Raw genomic sequence first — 15,088 nt, 5'->3', positions numbered from 1 at the left:
CGGACCACTTCATTGAGGCAGGTCAAATCGCCGCTCACGACCAACGGCCGCCAGGGCCTGGCGGTTCGCTTCGGGCAACGATGGGCGCGCCGGGCTGGAACTTTTAAGGCGGAATCCAACGTGAGCCTCTACGACGCCGACGTTTCGGCGTCCGGCTGGGGATCACCTCGGCGTTCTAGAGCGGATTGCGTTTAATCGGTTTCATAGCCTGCGGCCTTGAAGAAGTTGAAGCACTCTTCCTCGGTGAAGAGGTCGCAGACATGTCCGGCGACGCGCCAGAGGTCATCGTATGTCCGCGCCGCGGCTCGCCGGATAAGAGCCTTGAGCTTGGCGAATGCCATCTCGATCGGATTCAGGTCGGGGCTGTATGGTGGCAGGAACAGAAACCATGCGCCCACGGCGCGCATGGCCTGCGCGGCTGTGTGGCTTTTGTGGGATGACAGGTTGTCCAGGATGATCACGTCGCCCAGACGCAAGGTCGGGGCGAGTTGGGTCTCGACATAAAGCTCGAACATCTCGCGGTTCATTGCGCCGTCAATGATCCATGGCGCATCCAGCCTGTCATGGCGCAGGGCGGCGATGAAGGTCTGGGTGTTCCAGTGGCCGAAGGGGGCATGGTCGATCAGTCGCGCGCCCTTGGGCGCCCATCCGGTGGTCTTGACTATGTTTGTTTTGAGCGATGTCTCGTCAATGAACCCGATGCGCGGCAACAGGTTACGCATGAACGGCTGGCGGCGCATAATCCAGTCATGGCGGGCCTGCCGGACCTCAGGCCGCTTTTGCTCGACGGCTTGCAGGTCTTTTTTTGTGCGTCAGGCCGAGGCTGCGGAGCGCGCGCCAGACAGAGACGCGATGAACCGTTAGCTGATGCGCATCCGCGATTGCCAACACCAGATCATCCAGCGTCAAATCGGGCCTGCCATCCATGCGCGCCCTGATCCAGTCCTGCAGACGGCCCAGTTTGCCATGCCCGCCGCAATTGCCTTGCGGCCGCGGTTTCAGCCCACCCGTCTCGCGCTTCAGGATGATCATGTCATTGACGAACTTCACTGAAACCCGAAACCGCGCCGCTGCGGCGCGGTGCGTGTGGCCTTCCTCCACGAACGCGACCACACGCTCCCGAAGCGCCATAGGATGTGGCTTGCCCATCTCGGACCCCCATATCTGCCCTGCAGGCAGAGAATCATACAGCCGACTTCATGGGAATCCTGAATCGAATCGACCGCAACACGCTCTAGAAAGGAGTACGGTTTTTTTGTATTTTAGTGTTGGCGCCAGATCCCGATGAAGCAGTATGGCGCTCTGAGAGACCGCTTTCGCCCCTCCTGGCACCGGGACCGGTTAACAGCCCCTTCCGCATAACTCTCGAAAGAACGGAAAATCCGCCGCAACCGGATTGGGAGAACGCTTTCGCGAGGGGTAAGTGGCGGAGCGATAGGAGTTCGAACCACTGGATCGCCCTTCGATCGCTCCGATCACCTTGCTTAGAGCGGCTCTAGAATGTAGAGGACCGTCACCACCTTCCGATCACACGGCTACGATTCCTCGGATTATGTCGGCTTCGTTTGTAAGGATGTGCAAAGAACCAGACAGCTTGTGACAGGGCATCTACCTGATCATCGTACTCACCGTTCGGAAAGGCCTGCAATTCCTCGATCAGATCCTGCAGCCAGCTGGCCTTCATGGGCAGGAAAACCCTACCGTCCTCCATGGCCACCATGGCGCGGTCCATCCTGATCTCCTTCGACTCTGTGGGCTTGAACCATTGGACCACCGCCCGTCGAACCTCGCGCGGGTAGTACTCCCAAAGTTCTTCCGCCAGGGCGCGACCACTTGAAGCCAATTCGATCAGGTAGAAGTCGGCGTCGAACTCGTCGAACGCTGCAATTGCCGCTTTCTTGAGGTTCGGAAACGACCAACGGCCTCGGCCACTGGCGACAAGGTAAAGACGACCATCGCTTATCTGCCAGACCTGGATCACCGAATAAGATCCCGAGTCTGATCCCGAGGCCGCATCAATGCTCAAGAAACGCGCGTCCCAAACCTTTGGGAACTCGCTGTGGCGCTGGAACAGCGACACGTCTATGTAGCCGCCACCGGCGGGAAGCGGTGCCTGGAGATACTGCGCACTGTATCCCGCAGTTCCCATGGCGACCTTGCGCTGCTCCAGAAACTCGGCGGGCAGAAGCTCAGGGTGGAGCAATTCACCTTTCACATACTGATACGTCGCGTCCGGTCCGATCGGAATCGACTGGTCAACCTCCGCCTTTGCCGGCAGTGAGAGCATATTCCAGGGTTCAAGCTGCCGGAGAAATGCCGCCGGGTCGTTCATGGCAAGCCGTTGCATCACCAAAACTATGATGCCTTCGGAGCCTTTGTTGAAGCGCCCCATCAGAACGTTTGCAATCCAGTGGTTCACCTTCGCGCACGCCGCCTCATTCAGAGCGTCCGAGGCATCAAGCGTATCATCCAGGATCATGATGTCGGCGCCTAGGCCCGTGATCTTACTGCCGACCGAATACGCCTTGCGGAAGCCACCTTCGCTCGTCTTCAGCATGAGAGCAGTATCCTTATCCGCCTTCGGCACCATGGTCGGGAAGGCGTCCGTGTACCAAACGGACTCTATGACGGTCCGGAACGCAGCATGATGTTCCTCGGCGAGATCAAGGCTGTGCGATACCACAAAGATTTGCATAGTCGGGTCGTGCCCCAGCACAAAGGCAGGCCAGGCGATAGAGATAATCATGGATTTCAACGTCCGGGGAGGAACGTTGACCATAACGCGCTTCGTCTCACCGTTCATCACGCAGGACAGGAGCCAAGTAATGGCGTCGATATGCCAGTTGTGAAGGTATTCCTGCCCGGGGTTCAGTGTATGGAAGACCTTTTCGACGAAGGCGGGAAAATCTTGGCGGAGTACGGCGTTCATTTCAGAGTTTGTCGCCATAAATCTAGTCCTCCACACCGGAACCCGTGCGTCCGAGGCGACGCCGCACGAAGTTCTCGAGAATTTGCAGGTCTTCTTCGGTTGGCGGGAGTGACGCATCCTCAGCAGCATGCGTCTCCGGGAAGTATCGGTTGATCTGCCGCATGAGTTCCGCGATGGCCTTCTTGTCGCCTGCGAGAGCCATATTGATCAGCAACTTGGTCAGACCACGCATGACCGAGGCCTTGAGTTTCTTGTCGCCGACCTTCATGACGATCTCGTTAGCGAGCTCCTCTCGGAGGACGGTGGCGAAGCGCTCCTGCTCCGTGCGCCTACCTGCCGGGTTGCCGGATTGGCCCTTCTTGAACCGTCCATGTTCCGGGGGCCTGCGATAGCCCACATCGTAACCGTCAGACATTTGGATCCTCCTCGTCCGGAGCCGGCAGAAGCTTCACCGCGCGCCTGGCCGAGACAGCCTCATAGGTCTCACCGGTTTCCGCATGAATGACCTTTTGCCCGGTCAGGTCCATCCAGCGCCGAAGCGCAAGGTCGACATAGCGAGGTTCGATCTCGACACCGACGCAGCGCCGACGCGATGACTCGGCAGCAATCAGCGTCGATCCAGACCCCAGGAAGCAGTCGAGGACCACGTCGCCTGGTGCTGTGACATCAAGAATGGCGTCGCGAACCATCGCCACCGGTTTCACGGTCGGATGCACGGTGAAGTCATCCTCGTCCGTCTTGCCGCTAGTGGCGCCACCGTATTCCCAGACGTTAGAGCGGTTGCGCCCAAACCGGCCGAGCTGGACATTGTTGCGATGCCGCGCACCGGGCTTGCGAAGGACGAACACCAACTCGTGCTGCGACCTGTAGAGCGTTCCCATGCCTGGCGCGCGTTTGACCCACACCGCCAGGTTGATCTGCTCGACACCGAGTTGCAGAAGCGTCTCGTTCAACTCCGACACATGACGCCAGTCCATGAAGATAAAGGCAACGCCGCCGGAACGCAGCAGAGCAATTGAGGGCCCCAGACATTCGACGAGAAACCGGACAAACTCCACCGGCTGCATCTCGCCGCTTGCTTCGGCGAACTCCGCGTGTCGCCCGTTGACGGTGCTGACATGGCCGCTGATCTTGACATTCCAAGGGGGGTCCGTAATCAGCATGGCCGCTTCACGCGCAACACCGCCGTGGGCGAGTTCGCCCATGTCCTGCGCACGACCGCAGAAAATCCGGTGATGGCCGGCAATCCAAACGTCTCCGGGACGGGTTACTTGGCTCAAGCCATCCGCAGCCAAGCCATCCAGGTCATCCAGAGGATCTTCGTCGGATGCACCAACTGAATGGTCCTGGAGGATGACATCGATCTCGGGCACTTTGAATCCGGTCACTTCCAGATCGACCCCTATCTGGAGCAAGTCGGCAAACTCGATCCGCAGTGTCTCGTTATCCCACTCACCGCTTTCCTGCAGCTTGTTCAACGACAGCGCCAACCTGCGCAGGTCCACGTCAGAAAGATCACCGACCAAGATGCGGGGCAGTTGCTCGGCTCCAAGCCGGCTGGCGGCCTCAAGCCTGATGTGGCCATCTACAACCTCATATCTTTCGCCACTCGCACCATGACGAACGAGGATCGGTACGCGGAAGCCAAAGGTCTCGATCGCTTGAACAACGGCTTCTACTTGTTTCTCGAGCGCACGCCGAACTCGACGTGGCCCCGCATCGATGAGCGCGATGGCCAACCACAGGATGCACATCTCCCCGAAAAGATCGTTCTTCAGGTTGTTTGGCTCGCGCGGAATGTCGAAAGGCTTCGCCGGTGAACCGGAGACCTCGCTCAGGACTTTTTTTGACTTGGGTTCCATATGACCTCCTGCATGCTTACCAGGAGGCGACGAAGACGGCTGTGCGGTACACGGAAGCAATACGCTCAGCTCATCCACGTCGTGACCCTCCTGGATCACGGTGGACGAACCGCGGGTAATAGACTTCCTGTCGTTGCCGGGTTCTATCTAGGCCTTCTGAGTGGCACAGTATCCCCTCCCTGTCAACCGCACCTACCCCACAACCCATTGGGATAGTTGACAAACGGTTTGGAGGGCGACACGGTCTTGCCCTTCGCAGGTTAGACTGGACTTCCTCGGCGAACGGAGCGTCAGTGGCGAAGCGCCCGGCCGGTCCGGGCTTTCCTCGGTGAGGGCCGGCACGGTGTCGACCCGGGCAAACAGAGGAGACCAGGATGAGCAAATCCACTGACGTCAAACCGCGCAAGACCAAGTCAGCGACCCTAAGGCGGCTCTTGTCGCGGAAGGCAGGGGCGGACCTCGCGACCCTTCAGGAGGCCACCGGGTGGCAGCCGCATTCGGTGCGGGCGGCGCTCAGCACCCTCCGAAAGGCGGGCTTCCGCGTCGATCGGACAGAGCCAAGATCCGAGGGTGGCGCGCCCGTCTACCGGATCACGGCAAGTCCGGAGGGGGCATGACGCTCCCGACGGTGCCGGAGATCGAAGCAATGGACCGGGCGGCACTTGTTGCCGCCTGGTCCGGGATGTTCGGCAAACCGGTCCCCAAGAGCCTCAGCCAGCCTTTCCTCCGCCGATTTCTGGCCTTCGAGGTCCAGGCCCGCCGGATGGGAGGGCTGCCAAAGGGCTTCGTGAAGGACCTGGACCGGTACCGGGCGAGGCATGTCGCGCCGGCCGGGTCGGACCTCAAACCGGGCGGCCGGCTGCTCCGGGAGTGGAACGGCATAACCCACGTCGTCCAGGTCACCGAAGATGGCTTCCGTTGGAACAGCGCGAGTTACCGCTCCCTCTCGGCGGTCGCTCGCGCCATCACCGGCGCGCGCTGGTCCGGTCCCCGGTTCTTCGGCCTGGGAGAGGCTCGATGATGGCTGTTGCGGCGAAGGTGCGCTGCGCGATCTACACCCGGAAGTCTTCCGACGAGGGACTGGAGCAGAGCTTCAACTCGCTCGACGCCCAGTACGAGGCCTGTGCCGCGTATGTCGCGAGCCAGAGGCAGGAGGGCTGGATCCTTGCGAAGGACCGTTTCGACGATGGTGGCGTCTCCGGGGGCACGCTCGAACGCCCCGCCCTGCAACAGCTGCTTTCCGAGATCGACGCGGGCCGCGTCGCGATGGTGGTGGTCTACAAGATCGACCGGCTCACCCGGTCCTTGGCGGACTTCGCCAAGCTGGTCGAACGACTGGATGCTTCGGGTTGTTCCTTTGTCTCAGTGACGCAGGCATTCAACACGGCCTCTTCGATGGGCCGACTCACCTTGAACGTCCTGCTGTCCTTCGCCCAGTTTGAACGGGAGGTGACCGCCGAGCGTATCCGCGACAAGATTGCCGCCTCGAAGAGGCAGGGAATGTGGATGGGCGGGATCGTCCCTCTCGGCTACGATCCCCATCCCGATCCCAAGGTCCGGGAACTCGTGGTCAACGAGGCCGAGGCCGAGACAGTGCGGACGATCTTCGATCTCTACGACCGCCATGGCAACCTCATCCTGGTGGCGCGCGAGGCCGCAGCGCTCGGGCTTCGGTCGAAGCGCTACGTGTTTCGGACCGGGCGTACTCAGGGCGGGAATGTCTTCTCCACCGGTCACATCCACAAGGTCCTCTTGAACCCGGTCTATCTCGGTCGCATCCGGCATAAGGAGCTAGTCTGGCCTGGGCGGCACCAGGCGATCCTCAACGAGGATCTCTGGAACCGGGTCCAGGAGAACCTGCAGGCATCGGCGCGGCGCGGGAGGGGGCGAAGGTCCGACGCAGATCCGGCACTCCTCGCGGGCAAGCTCCGCGATGAGACCGGCGATCGGTTGACGCCGACCTCAACCATGAAGGCGGGTCGTCGGCACCGGTACTACGTCTCGAACCGGCTCGTTGCCGGTGGACCCGATCCCACCGGTTGGCGCCTGCCTGCCTCGAAACTTGAGAGCCTCGTCGCGGGGCTCGTCGCAGATCACCTCGAGCGGGCGGCCTCCGGACATCAATTGCTTACCGATCCCGACCTTAGGGCCGCTTCTGATCTTGCCACGGCTGCACGCGCCCTTGCAGCTTCCTTGCGTCGACCAGTCCCCTCACTACTCAGGGGCGTCCTCGTGTCAGGGGTTGTAGGGGCCAAAGAAATCTCCCTGAAGCTGGACCGTATTACCATCGCAACGGCCCTCTCCGTCTCAGCAGACAGCCTCGCATCGGAGGTCGGCAAGGTATCGGCAGAGGTCCGGTTGCGCCGGCGCGGGGTCGAAGTGAAGCTCATCGTCGGCGACCGGGCCGAGAAGCCCGATCCCGTCCTCTTAAAGACCCTGCAAGATGCTCATCGTTGGACCGCAGCTCTGCGGACTGGCACGCCTATGGGGGACCTCGCTGCAGAAGCCGGGCACCACGAGGTACATATCCGGACCCGCGCGCCGTTCGCGTTTCTCTCGCCCCGGATCCAGCGCGCGATCGCAACCGGGACCCTGGCGCCGGAGCTGACGCTCCGACGAATGCTCGTTCTTGATATCCCCCTCGACTGGATCGAACAGGAACGGCTCTTCGGTCTCCCCTGATCCGAAGCGAATTCCCTGCACATTCCCTGCTCGGAGGCGCAGGGAATTGACTTGTAAGCAACTGTTTTGGATGAGCTTTGCCCGCCCGAAAGTGACGGAAACTGCGAGTATGCGGAAAATTCCCTGCAAATTCCCTGCCAGCAGGGAATGTCCGGCCAAAACCGTACCCGCAGTTGCTGCCTCCGGAGACTCAGCGGCCAATTGCTACCTGACATGTCTCCGAGAGGCGTCTCCGTTCAGTGAGCACGCAGACAAGTCGCGGGAATGTCGGGAGGATTTTCGGCCATTTTAAATTATATATCAATGGCTTAGGTGGCTGGCGGAGAGACAGGGATTCGAACCCTGGAGACGGTTTCCCGCCTACACACTTTCCAGGCGTGCGCCTTCGACCACTCGGCCACCTCTCCGGCAGGCTGGCGTTTAGCAGCAATATCCGACCGGGATCAAGCGCAAGCCTGACGGTGTCGTCACTTCAATCCGAGGACGTCCAGCATGTCGTATTCGCCCGGCGAGCGACCCTGTCCCCAAAGCGCCGCCTTCAGGGCGCCTCGTGCGAAAAGGCTGCGGTCGGTGGCGATGTGGCGCAGGACGATCCGCTCGCCGGGCGCGGCGAAGATGACGTCGTGCTCGCCCACGATGTCGCCGCCCCGGATCGCCGAGAACCCGATGTGTCCGGCCTCGCGCGCACCAGTGATCCCGTCACGACCGCGATCCTCGACCGCACGCAGCGATACGCCGCGTCCAGCCGCCGCGGCCTCGCCCAGCATCAGTGCAGTGCCGGAGGGCGCATCCACCTTGTGACGGTGGTGCGCCTCGACGATCTCGATGTCGTAGTCCGTGTCCAAGGCCGCCGCGACACGCCGCGTGAGTTGCACCAGAAGATTGACGCCAAGGCTCATGTTCCCGGCGCGCACGATGGTCGCGTGACGCGCCGCTGCCCTCAGCTTCGCCAAATCTCCCTCGCTCAGACCTGTCGTGCCCACCACATGAACCGTGCGCGCCTGCGCCGCGATGGCGGCATGGGCGACGGTGGCCTCGGGCGTGGTGAAATCGATCACCGCCTGAGCCTCGGCGAAGGCCTCGAGCGGATCGTCCGACACCAAGATACCCTCCGGGGCACTAGGCAGCACGTCGGACAGCGACCGGCCGACCCAGGGGTTGCCCGGCTTCTCGACCGCGCCCGACAGGCGCAGCACGTCCGACCGCTGCAAGGCGCCGATCAGGATCCGCCCCATGCGCCCCGAAGCGCCCGTCACAACCACGTTCGGCAAGTCGTCCATCGCACCCTCCCTATCCGCGCCTTCCTTACGCCAGCGGCTCCCATCCGCAAACCCGCAACTTCTTCAATCCGCAAATCCTCCGGGGGAGACGCCAAAGGCCGAGGGGGCGGAGCCCCTTGCATCGCGACTTGTCCCGAGACGCTTCAAGGCCTAGATGCGAGGACATGGCACGCTCCCGCTTCTCCGACACGTCCGGCCCCTCGCAGCGCCAGCTTCGCGTGGCCGAGCTGATCCGACGCAGGCTGTCGGACATCCTGACCCAGGGCGATATCCACGATCCCGACCTCAATCGCCTCTCGATCACCGTGGGTGAGGTGACCTGCACGCCCGACCTACGGACCGCGACCGCCTATGTCCTTCCGCTCGGCGGCGGCCAGCGCGACGAGGCGCTCGACGCGCTGCGCCGCAACCGCTCCGAGATCCGCCGCGTCGTGGGCCGCAGCCTTCAGCTCAAGTTCACGCCCGAAATCCGCTACGAGATCGACGAGACCTTCGACCGTCTCGACGACACACGCGCCATGTTCGCCGACGAGAATGTCCGCCGCGACCTGGATCGCGAGTAGCGCGATCCTTCTTGCGTCGCTCTTCTCCGGGACCGCGCAGGCGGCCGGATGCCGGGACGTGGCATTCGAGGACACGCCCTTCACCGTGTGCGAGGCCGACCCCGCAACCGACGACATCCGGCTCTTCCTCCGAGACGATGACGGAAGGCTGCTCGGCACCTTCGAGAATGTCGATGCGTCCCTAGCGTCCGAAGGAAGGCGCCTCGCCTTTGCGGTCAACGCCGGCATGTATCATCCCGACCGGCGCCCCGTCGGGCTTTACGTCGAGGACGGGACCGAACGCGCGCGTATCGTCACCCGCAAGGGCCCGGGCAACTTCGGTCTCCTGCCGAACGGCGTGCTCTGCATCGGCGACGGCTGGGCGCGCGTGGTCGAATCCCGTGCTTTCGCCGCCGAACCACCCGCCTGCCGCTATGCCACGCAATCCGGGCCGATGCTCGTCATCGACGGCGCGCTCCATCCGCGCTTCTTGCCCGACTCGCGGTCTCGCTACATCCGCAACGGTGTCGGCGTCACGCCGGAGGGACGGATGATCGTCGCGATCTCGAACCGCCCGGTGACCTTCCACCGCTTCGCGCGGTTCTTCCGCGATGTCCTCGGAACGCCGAACGCCCTCTTCCTCGACGGCAACATCTCGCGCCTCTACGCGCCCGAGCTCCGCCGCCAGGACTTCGGTTTTCCGATGGGGCCGATCCTTGGCGTCACCGTTCCCACCGATTGACATTTGCGCCCGCGAGGCGCTAGCACGCCGCCTCTCGGAAGGGGACGAGCATGGCACGGCGCAAAAAGGGACGCGACATCTCGGGATGGCTGGTGGTGGACAAGCCCGCCGGACCGACCTCGACCGCCGTGGTGAACAAGGTCAGGTGGGCTTTCGACGCGAAGAAGGCCGGCCACGCAGGCACCCTCGACCCCGACGCAACCGGCCTCCTTGCCATCGCGCTGGGTGAGGCGACCAAGACGGTGCCCTTCGTCACCGACGCGCTCAAGGCCTACGACTTCACGATCCGCCTTGGCGCCTCCACCAACACCGACGACGCCGAGGGCGAGGTAACGGCCACCTCCGACACCCGCCCCACCGACGAAGAAATCCGCGCGGCCCTGCCCGCCTTCACCGGCGACATCCTCCAGACACCGCCCGCCTTTTCCGCCGTGAAGATCGAGGGCGAGCGCGCTTATACGCTCGCCCGCGCCGGCGAGACCGTCGAGATCGAGGCGCGCCCGCTCTACGTCGAGAGTCTCGACCTCCTGGCCCGCCTCGATCCCGACCACGCACAACTGCGGATGGTCTGCGGCAAGGGCGGATATGTCCGCGCCATCGCCCGCGACCTTGGAGAAGCGCTCGGCTGCTTCGGCCACGTCGTCACGCTCAGACGCACCTGGGCCGGGCCATTCGATCTCGATGACGCTGTGACCCTCGACGACGTCGAACGCCTCGCCCGCACGCCCGAGCTCGACGAGCTTCTCCTACCGCTCGAGACCGGACTTGCCGATCTGCCCGAATTGCCCGCGACTGCCGAGGGCGCCGCGCGGCTCAGAAACGGCAATCCCGGCATGGTGATCGCCTCCGACGCGGAATACGGCGAGATGGCCTGGGCCTCCTACCAGGGCGAGGCTGTCGCCGTCGGCACCTACCGCGCGGGCGAACTGCATCCGACCCGCGTCTTCGCCTCGTGACCCTCGTCACCCGCCGCCACACTGGCGACGGGCGCGACAGCGCGGCGGTCTATTCGCCCTGCCTCCGCTACCGCTACGCGCTGACCCGGACCTGGGACGCGGCCGGCCCGCGCCTTCTCTACGTCATGCTGAACCCCTCGACCGCCACCGAAGCCGCAAACGACCCCACCGTCGAGCGCTGCGAACGCCGCGCCCGTGCTCTCGGCTATGGCGCCTTCCGCGTCGCGAACCTCTTCGCCCTGCGCGAGACCGATCCCGCCCGACTGCGCCGCGCCGAGCGGCCAGTCGGTGCGGCGAACGACGCCCAGATCGCCGAGGCTGCGGACTGGAGCGACGCCGTCCTCTGCGCCTGGGGCATCCACGGCGCGCATCGGTCTCGGGGGCAAGCAGTCGCCGCGATCCTCAACGCCAGTGGCAAGCCCCTCCTGACGCTCGGACTATCGAAGGACGGCCACCCGAGGCACCCGCTCTATGTCTCCTACGGCGTTGGCCCGGTCTCCTGGACCTGAAGGGCCGGCACGCATGCAGAATGACCCACAGCCCACGGCACCGGCGGCGCAAAGACCCCGCCGCCAACCGTCACGGGATCGCTGCCCTGCATCTTCACTGGTCCGAAAATATCCCGGGGGAGGCCCGGCCTTGCGCCGGGACGGGGGCAGCGCCCCCCTTCCTGACCGGCGGGCGGCGGCCGCGCATCGCGGCCGCCGTCAGGCCCCCCGTGCACGCACGGGTCCGCCGCCCCTTCCAAGGTCACCTGGACTCCCTTCTGGAGCGGCCGCACCCCTGCGGCTCATGACAGGCAATCTGGCAGCTTCTGATGAAGACGCCGTTACCGCCTCACGTCGTCTTTCCGGAACGCCTGTTCCGGTCGTGCCACGCTCCATCTGCTCCCAGATTCCGCTTTCCAACGGCATCCGCTTCGCCTATACGCCCCATCTCACCTCCACGGGCCTTGCTGGACGACATCCCGGCTCGCGCCATCGATCCTGAAAGGAGACCCCGATGTCGATCACTGCCGAAGAAAAGCAGAAGCTGATCAAGGACTACGGCACCAAGGACGGCGACACCGGTTCGCCCGAAGTGCAGGTCGCGATCCTGTCGTCGCGCATTTCCACGCTGACCGAGCACTTCAAGACCCACGCGAAGGACAACCACTCGCGCCGCGGTCTTCTCAAGCTCGTCGCGCTGCGCCGCAAGCTCCTCGACTACGTCAAGGCCAAGGACGAGAAGCGCTATCAGGACCTGATCGAGCGTCTCGGCCTCCGTCGCTGAGGCAAGCCTCCAAGACCGAACACCGGAAGGGCTGCCTCGGGCGGCCCTTTTTCGTTGAGCCCCTCCCTATGTGAACTCGTCGCCCGTCCGTTCCGCGTCCCTGCCCAGAGCCGCAGCCGGCTTGAACCGCCTCGGTATCTCGACTAGGGACGTCCTCGCATCACCGGAGTAAGGCACATGGACCAGCACTGCATCTGACCCGTCACCCATCGACAAAGATCAGACCAGCGAGGCGTCCATGCCCTTCCCCTCTCCCGACACACGTCATCCCCTGAGGCTGCCCGATGGCTCCGCCCATCCCGGCGCCGTTTTCCTGAAGGCCGTCGTCGATCACCCGAGGATCGAGGTCGGAGATTACACCTATGCCTTCGAGAACGACCCGCCAGACGACTGGATCGCGCGAAAGGCCCCCTACATCTTTCCCTTCTCGGCCGAGAAGCTTGTGATCGGCAAGTTCTGCCAGATCGCCAGCGGCGCACGCTTCATCACCGCCTCGGCCAACCACAGGTACGACGGGATATCGAGCTTTCCCTTCGCGATCTTCGGCGGCCCGACCGTCGGGCGCCCTTCGATGCCGACATCGTTTTCGGACACCATCGTCGGCCACGATGTCTGGCTTGGCGACGCAGCCACGATCCTGCCGGGTGCACGGATCGGATCGGGCGTCATCGTGGGCGCCGGTGCCGTGGTGTCAGGCTCCATCCCGGACTACGCCATCGTGGCAGGCAATCCGGGCCGCGTTCTGCGCAGGCGTTTCACCGACGGGCAGATCGACCGCCTCATGCGCATCGCCTGGTGGGACTGGCCGATCGACCGCATCCTCGCCCACGAGTCCGAGATTTGCGGCGGAGACGTGGACGCGCTCGAGCGTGCGGCGCCATGAGCGAGCCCGAACTCTTCCTCGTGACCCATCCCGGTCTCGAAGACTTCCTCGCGGACGAAGCGCGCGAGAAGGGCTTCGGCGTCACCGGCACCATACCCGGCGGCGTCACGCTGTCGGGCGGCTGGTCCGAGGCCTGGCGCGCGAACCTGCGTCTGCGCGGCGCGACGCGCGTGCTTGTCCGCCTGACCTCGTTCCGCGCCATGCATCTTGCACAACTCGACAAGCGCGCACGCAAGGTACCCTGGGGGGACTGGCTGCGGCCCGACCTTCCGTTCCGCGTCGAGGCGACGTGCCGCAAGTCCCGCATCTACCATGCCGGTGCCGCCGCGCAGAGGATCGAGCGCGCGGTGAGCGAAACCCTCGGTGCGCCCCTGTCCAAGGACGCCGCCATCGTCCTGAAGCTTCGGATCGAGGACGACCTGGCCACGCTCAGCGTCGACACCTCGGGCGCGTCGCTCCACAAACGCGGTCTGAAGCAGGCCGTCGCGAAGGCGCCCATGCGCGAGACGATGGCCTCCCTCCTCCTGCGCGCCGCGGGCTTTGACGGACGCGAGACGGTCCTCGATCCCATGTGCGGCTCAGGAACCTTCCCCATCGAGGCAGCCGAGATCGCGTCCGACCTGGCCCCCGGCCGCGCCCGCGCGTTCGCGTTCGAGACGCTGGCCACCTTCGACGCAACAGGCTGGGAGGCGATGCGCCATGCACACGACCGGGTTACGCCCCCTGGCCCGCCCCGCTTCTTCGGCTCGGACCGGGACCAGGGGGCCGTCCGGATGGCGGGCGAAAACGCGACAAGGGCCCGCGTTTCGGAAATCATCCGTTTCCAGCGCATGGACGTCTCGGACGTGGCCCCGCCCGAGGGACGCCCCGGCCTCGTCATCGCGAACCCGCCCTACGGCGGCCGCATCGGCGCCAAGGGTCCGCTTCATGCGCTGCACGCAAGCTTCGGAAAGGCCATGAAGGAAAGGTTTCGGGGCTGGCGCATCGCCCTCGTCACGTCCGAGCCCGGCCTGGTGAAATCGACGGGCCTTCCCTTCGCCGAACCCGGTCCGTTCATCGACCACGGAGGGATCCGCGTCCGTCTCTATCAGACCGGCCCTCTCTGACCTCGGCAATCCCTTCACGAAGCCGCCGCAATTTTGCCCGAATCCGGGGTCGAGATCGGAGGCGCATCCAGAACGGGGACACGGCCATGATGTTCGCACGGAAACCGCCCAGGGAACTCTGCGTCCGTCGGCTCAAGCGGCGGATGATCGGCATCGGTGACGACGCGGCCAGGCTGATCGCCACGATGAAGGAAAACCGCCCCCTGTCCTACGGTCCCGACCGTCGTCCGCTGGACCTGATCCGCAATGCGGACTCCGAGGCGCTCTTCGTCGAAACCGACGCGCTTGGCCACGACAGCTTCCAGCATTTTCACTACACGGACGACTTCCGCTCGATCGATCCGAACGCGCAGGTCGACCTCATGGTGCTCTTCGGCGATGTCGCGCGGGTCAACGCCATCCTCGCGCCCTTCGCCGGGTCGAGCGTCGCGTCCCCTGCCGCGCGCCTCGTCAACGAGATCGCGGACCGCATCATCGCGACGGCCTGTTTCTTCGACGCCTATTTCTCGCGCTTCGACGTATCCACCGACATTCTCCTCGGCCGCACGTCGGGCCGAGCCCTGGCCGAACGGATGGCCGCGCTGGGCGCAGAGGACCGCATCCGCTACGACCGCGCACAATCCCGGCTGTCGGACCCCGCAACGGACGCCGCCCGCCTCGCGCCGCGCCGCATCCCGCCCTTCGTGATCTCGGCCGGGTTGCGCTATGGCCGGGGGCAGACCTTCGTCAACGGAGTGTACTTCCCGACCGAGGCGGCGCAGGTGATCCTTGGCCAGACGGCGGCGCTGGCGGCCGCCTCGCAACTCGAAGCCGCGCCGCGGATGCACTGAGGGG

Annotated in this window: 17 protein-coding genes and 1 tRNA gene; 11 read left to right on the top strand and 7 right to left on the bottom strand. The window is 64.3% G+C overall.

Translation table 11 applies throughout. The features are described from left to right. Window positions 1-191 precede the first annotated feature (191 nt). From EF888_RS22020 to EF888_RS01380, 5 genes are all read right to left on the bottom strand, one after another. Window positions 192-740, bottom strand: a complete 549-nt coding sequence (locus tag EF888_RS22020) for an IS630 family transposase (protein ID WP_206508397.1) — start codon at window positions 738-740, stop codon at window positions 192-194. A gap of 28 nt (window positions 741-768) precedes the next feature. After that, window positions 769-1,149 (bottom strand): helix-turn-helix domain-containing protein, encoded by a 381-nt coding sequence (locus EF888_RS22015; protein WP_241239765.1) that lies wholly within the window; start codon window positions 1,147-1,149, stop codon window positions 769-771. Window positions 1,150-1,513: 364 nt separating this feature from the next. Continuing rightward, window positions 1,514-2,929, bottom strand: a complete 1,416-nt coding sequence (gene terL / locus EF888_RS01390) for a phage terminase large subunit (protein ID WP_164721536.1) — start codon at window positions 2,927-2,929, stop codon at window positions 1,514-1,516. Window positions 2,930-2,951: 22 nt separating this feature from the next. Continuing rightward, window positions 2,952-3,344 (bottom strand): DUF5681 domain-containing protein, encoded by a 393-nt coding sequence (locus tag EF888_RS01385; RefSeq protein WP_109760509.1) that lies wholly within the window; start codon window positions 3,342-3,344, stop codon window positions 2,952-2,954. After that, window positions 3,337-4,791 (bottom strand): DNA modification methylase, encoded by a 1,455-nt coding sequence (locus EF888_RS01380; protein ID WP_109760510.1) that lies wholly within the window; start codon window positions 4,789-4,791, stop codon window positions 3,337-3,339. Before EF888_RS01380 ends, EF888_RS01385 begins: the two co-directional genes overlap by 8 nt. Before the next feature lie 374 nt (window positions 4,792-5,165). Here EF888_RS01380 and EF888_RS01375 point away from each other — a divergent pair, with 374 nt between their 5' ends. From EF888_RS01375 to EF888_RS01365, 3 genes are read left to right on the top strand one after another with little or no spacing between them, the layout of a single operon-like run. Then, on the top strand, window positions 5,166-5,408 hold the full coding sequence (locus EF888_RS01375; protein WP_109760511.1) for a DUF3489 domain-containing protein: 243 nt from the start codon (window positions 5,166-5,168) through the stop codon (window positions 5,406-5,408). Beyond that, window positions 5,405-5,812, top strand: coding sequence for a DUF2924 domain-containing protein (locus EF888_RS01370; protein ID WP_206508395.1), 408 nt, complete (start codon window positions 5,405-5,407; stop codon window positions 5,810-5,812). The genes EF888_RS01375 and EF888_RS01370 overlap by 4 nt, the downstream gene beginning before the upstream one ends. Then, entirely contained in the window at window positions 5,809-7,473 is a 1,665-nt protein-coding gene (locus EF888_RS01365) for a recombinase family protein (RefSeq protein ID WP_109760512.1), read from the top strand. Before EF888_RS01370 ends, EF888_RS01365 begins: the two co-directional genes overlap by 4 nt. 317 nt (window positions 7,474-7,790) lie before the next feature. On the opposite strand, the gene EF888_RS01360 is transcribed toward EF888_RS01365, so the two are convergent. Both EF888_RS01360 and dapB read right to left on the bottom strand, forming a co-directional pair. Beyond that, a tRNA-Ser gene (locus EF888_RS01360) sits at window positions 7,791-7,880 on the bottom strand. Between the two features lie 60 nt (window positions 7,881-7,940). Continuing rightward, window positions 7,941-8,753, bottom strand: coding sequence for a 4-hydroxy-tetrahydrodipicolinate reductase (dapB, locus tag EF888_RS01355; RefSeq protein ID WP_109760513.1), 813 nt, complete (start codon window positions 8,751-8,753; stop codon window positions 7,941-7,943). A gap of 164 nt (window positions 8,754-8,917) precedes the next feature. Between dapB and rbfA the strand changes: the two genes are divergently transcribed. The 8 genes from rbfA to EF888_RS01315 all read left to right on the top strand — a co-directional run bounded on the left by rbfA (window position 8,918) and on the right by EF888_RS01315 (window position 15,084). Next, window positions 8,918-9,316, top strand: a complete 399-nt coding sequence (gene rbfA, locus EF888_RS01350) for a 30S ribosome-binding factor RbfA (RefSeq protein WP_109760514.1) — start codon at window positions 8,918-8,920, stop codon at window positions 9,314-9,316. Beyond that, window positions 9,288-10,037 (top strand): phosphodiester glycosidase family protein, encoded by a 750-nt coding sequence (locus tag EF888_RS01345; protein ID WP_109760515.1) that lies wholly within the window; start codon window positions 9,288-9,290, stop codon window positions 10,035-10,037. Before rbfA ends, EF888_RS01345 begins: the two co-directional genes overlap by 29 nt. 50 nt (window positions 10,038-10,087) lie before the next feature. Then, complete coding sequence (gene truB / locus EF888_RS01340) at window positions 10,088-10,993, top strand: tRNA pseudouridine(55) synthase TruB (protein ID WP_109760516.1); 906 nt, start codon at window positions 10,088-10,090, stop codon at window positions 10,991-10,993. Next, the gene (locus EF888_RS01335) at window positions 10,990-11,502 is read left to right on the top strand and encodes a DUF1643 domain-containing protein (protein WP_109760517.1); all 513 of its coding nucleotides are present in this window, start codon (window positions 10,990-10,992) and stop codon (window positions 11,500-11,502) included. The genes truB and EF888_RS01335 overlap by 4 nt, the downstream gene beginning before the upstream one ends. A gap of 493 nt (window positions 11,503-11,995) precedes the next feature. Beyond that, the gene (rpsO, locus tag EF888_RS01330; RefSeq protein ID WP_109760518.1) at window positions 11,996-12,265 is read left to right on the top strand and encodes a 30S ribosomal protein S15; all 270 of its coding nucleotides are present in this window, start codon (window positions 11,996-11,998) and stop codon (window positions 12,263-12,265) included. 238 nt (window positions 12,266-12,503) lie between these two features. Next, window positions 12,504-13,148: a CatB-related O-acetyltransferase gene (locus EF888_RS01325; protein ID WP_109760519.1), complete on the top strand. Its 645-nt coding sequence runs from the start codon at window positions 12,504-12,506 to the stop codon at window positions 13,146-13,148. Further along, on the top strand, window positions 13,145-14,254 hold the full coding sequence (locus EF888_RS01320) for a THUMP domain-containing class I SAM-dependent RNA methyltransferase (RefSeq protein ID WP_109760520.1): 1,110 nt from the start codon (window positions 13,145-13,147) through the stop codon (window positions 14,252-14,254). The genes EF888_RS01325 and EF888_RS01320 overlap by 4 nt, the downstream gene beginning before the upstream one ends. 86 nt (window positions 14,255-14,340) lie before the next feature. Further along, entirely contained in the window at window positions 14,341-15,084 is a 744-nt protein-coding gene (locus EF888_RS01315; RefSeq protein ID WP_109760521.1) for a hypothetical protein, read from the top strand. Window positions 15,085-15,088 lie beyond the last annotated feature (4 nt).

The sequence above is a fragment of the Silicimonas algicola genome (genome assembly GCF_003970735.1).
Taxonomy (GTDB): Bacteria; Pseudomonadota; Alphaproteobacteria; order Rhodobacterales; family Rhodobacteraceae; genus Silicimonas; species Silicimonas algicola.
This window is presented reverse-complemented; position numbering and strand designations above follow the sequence as displayed.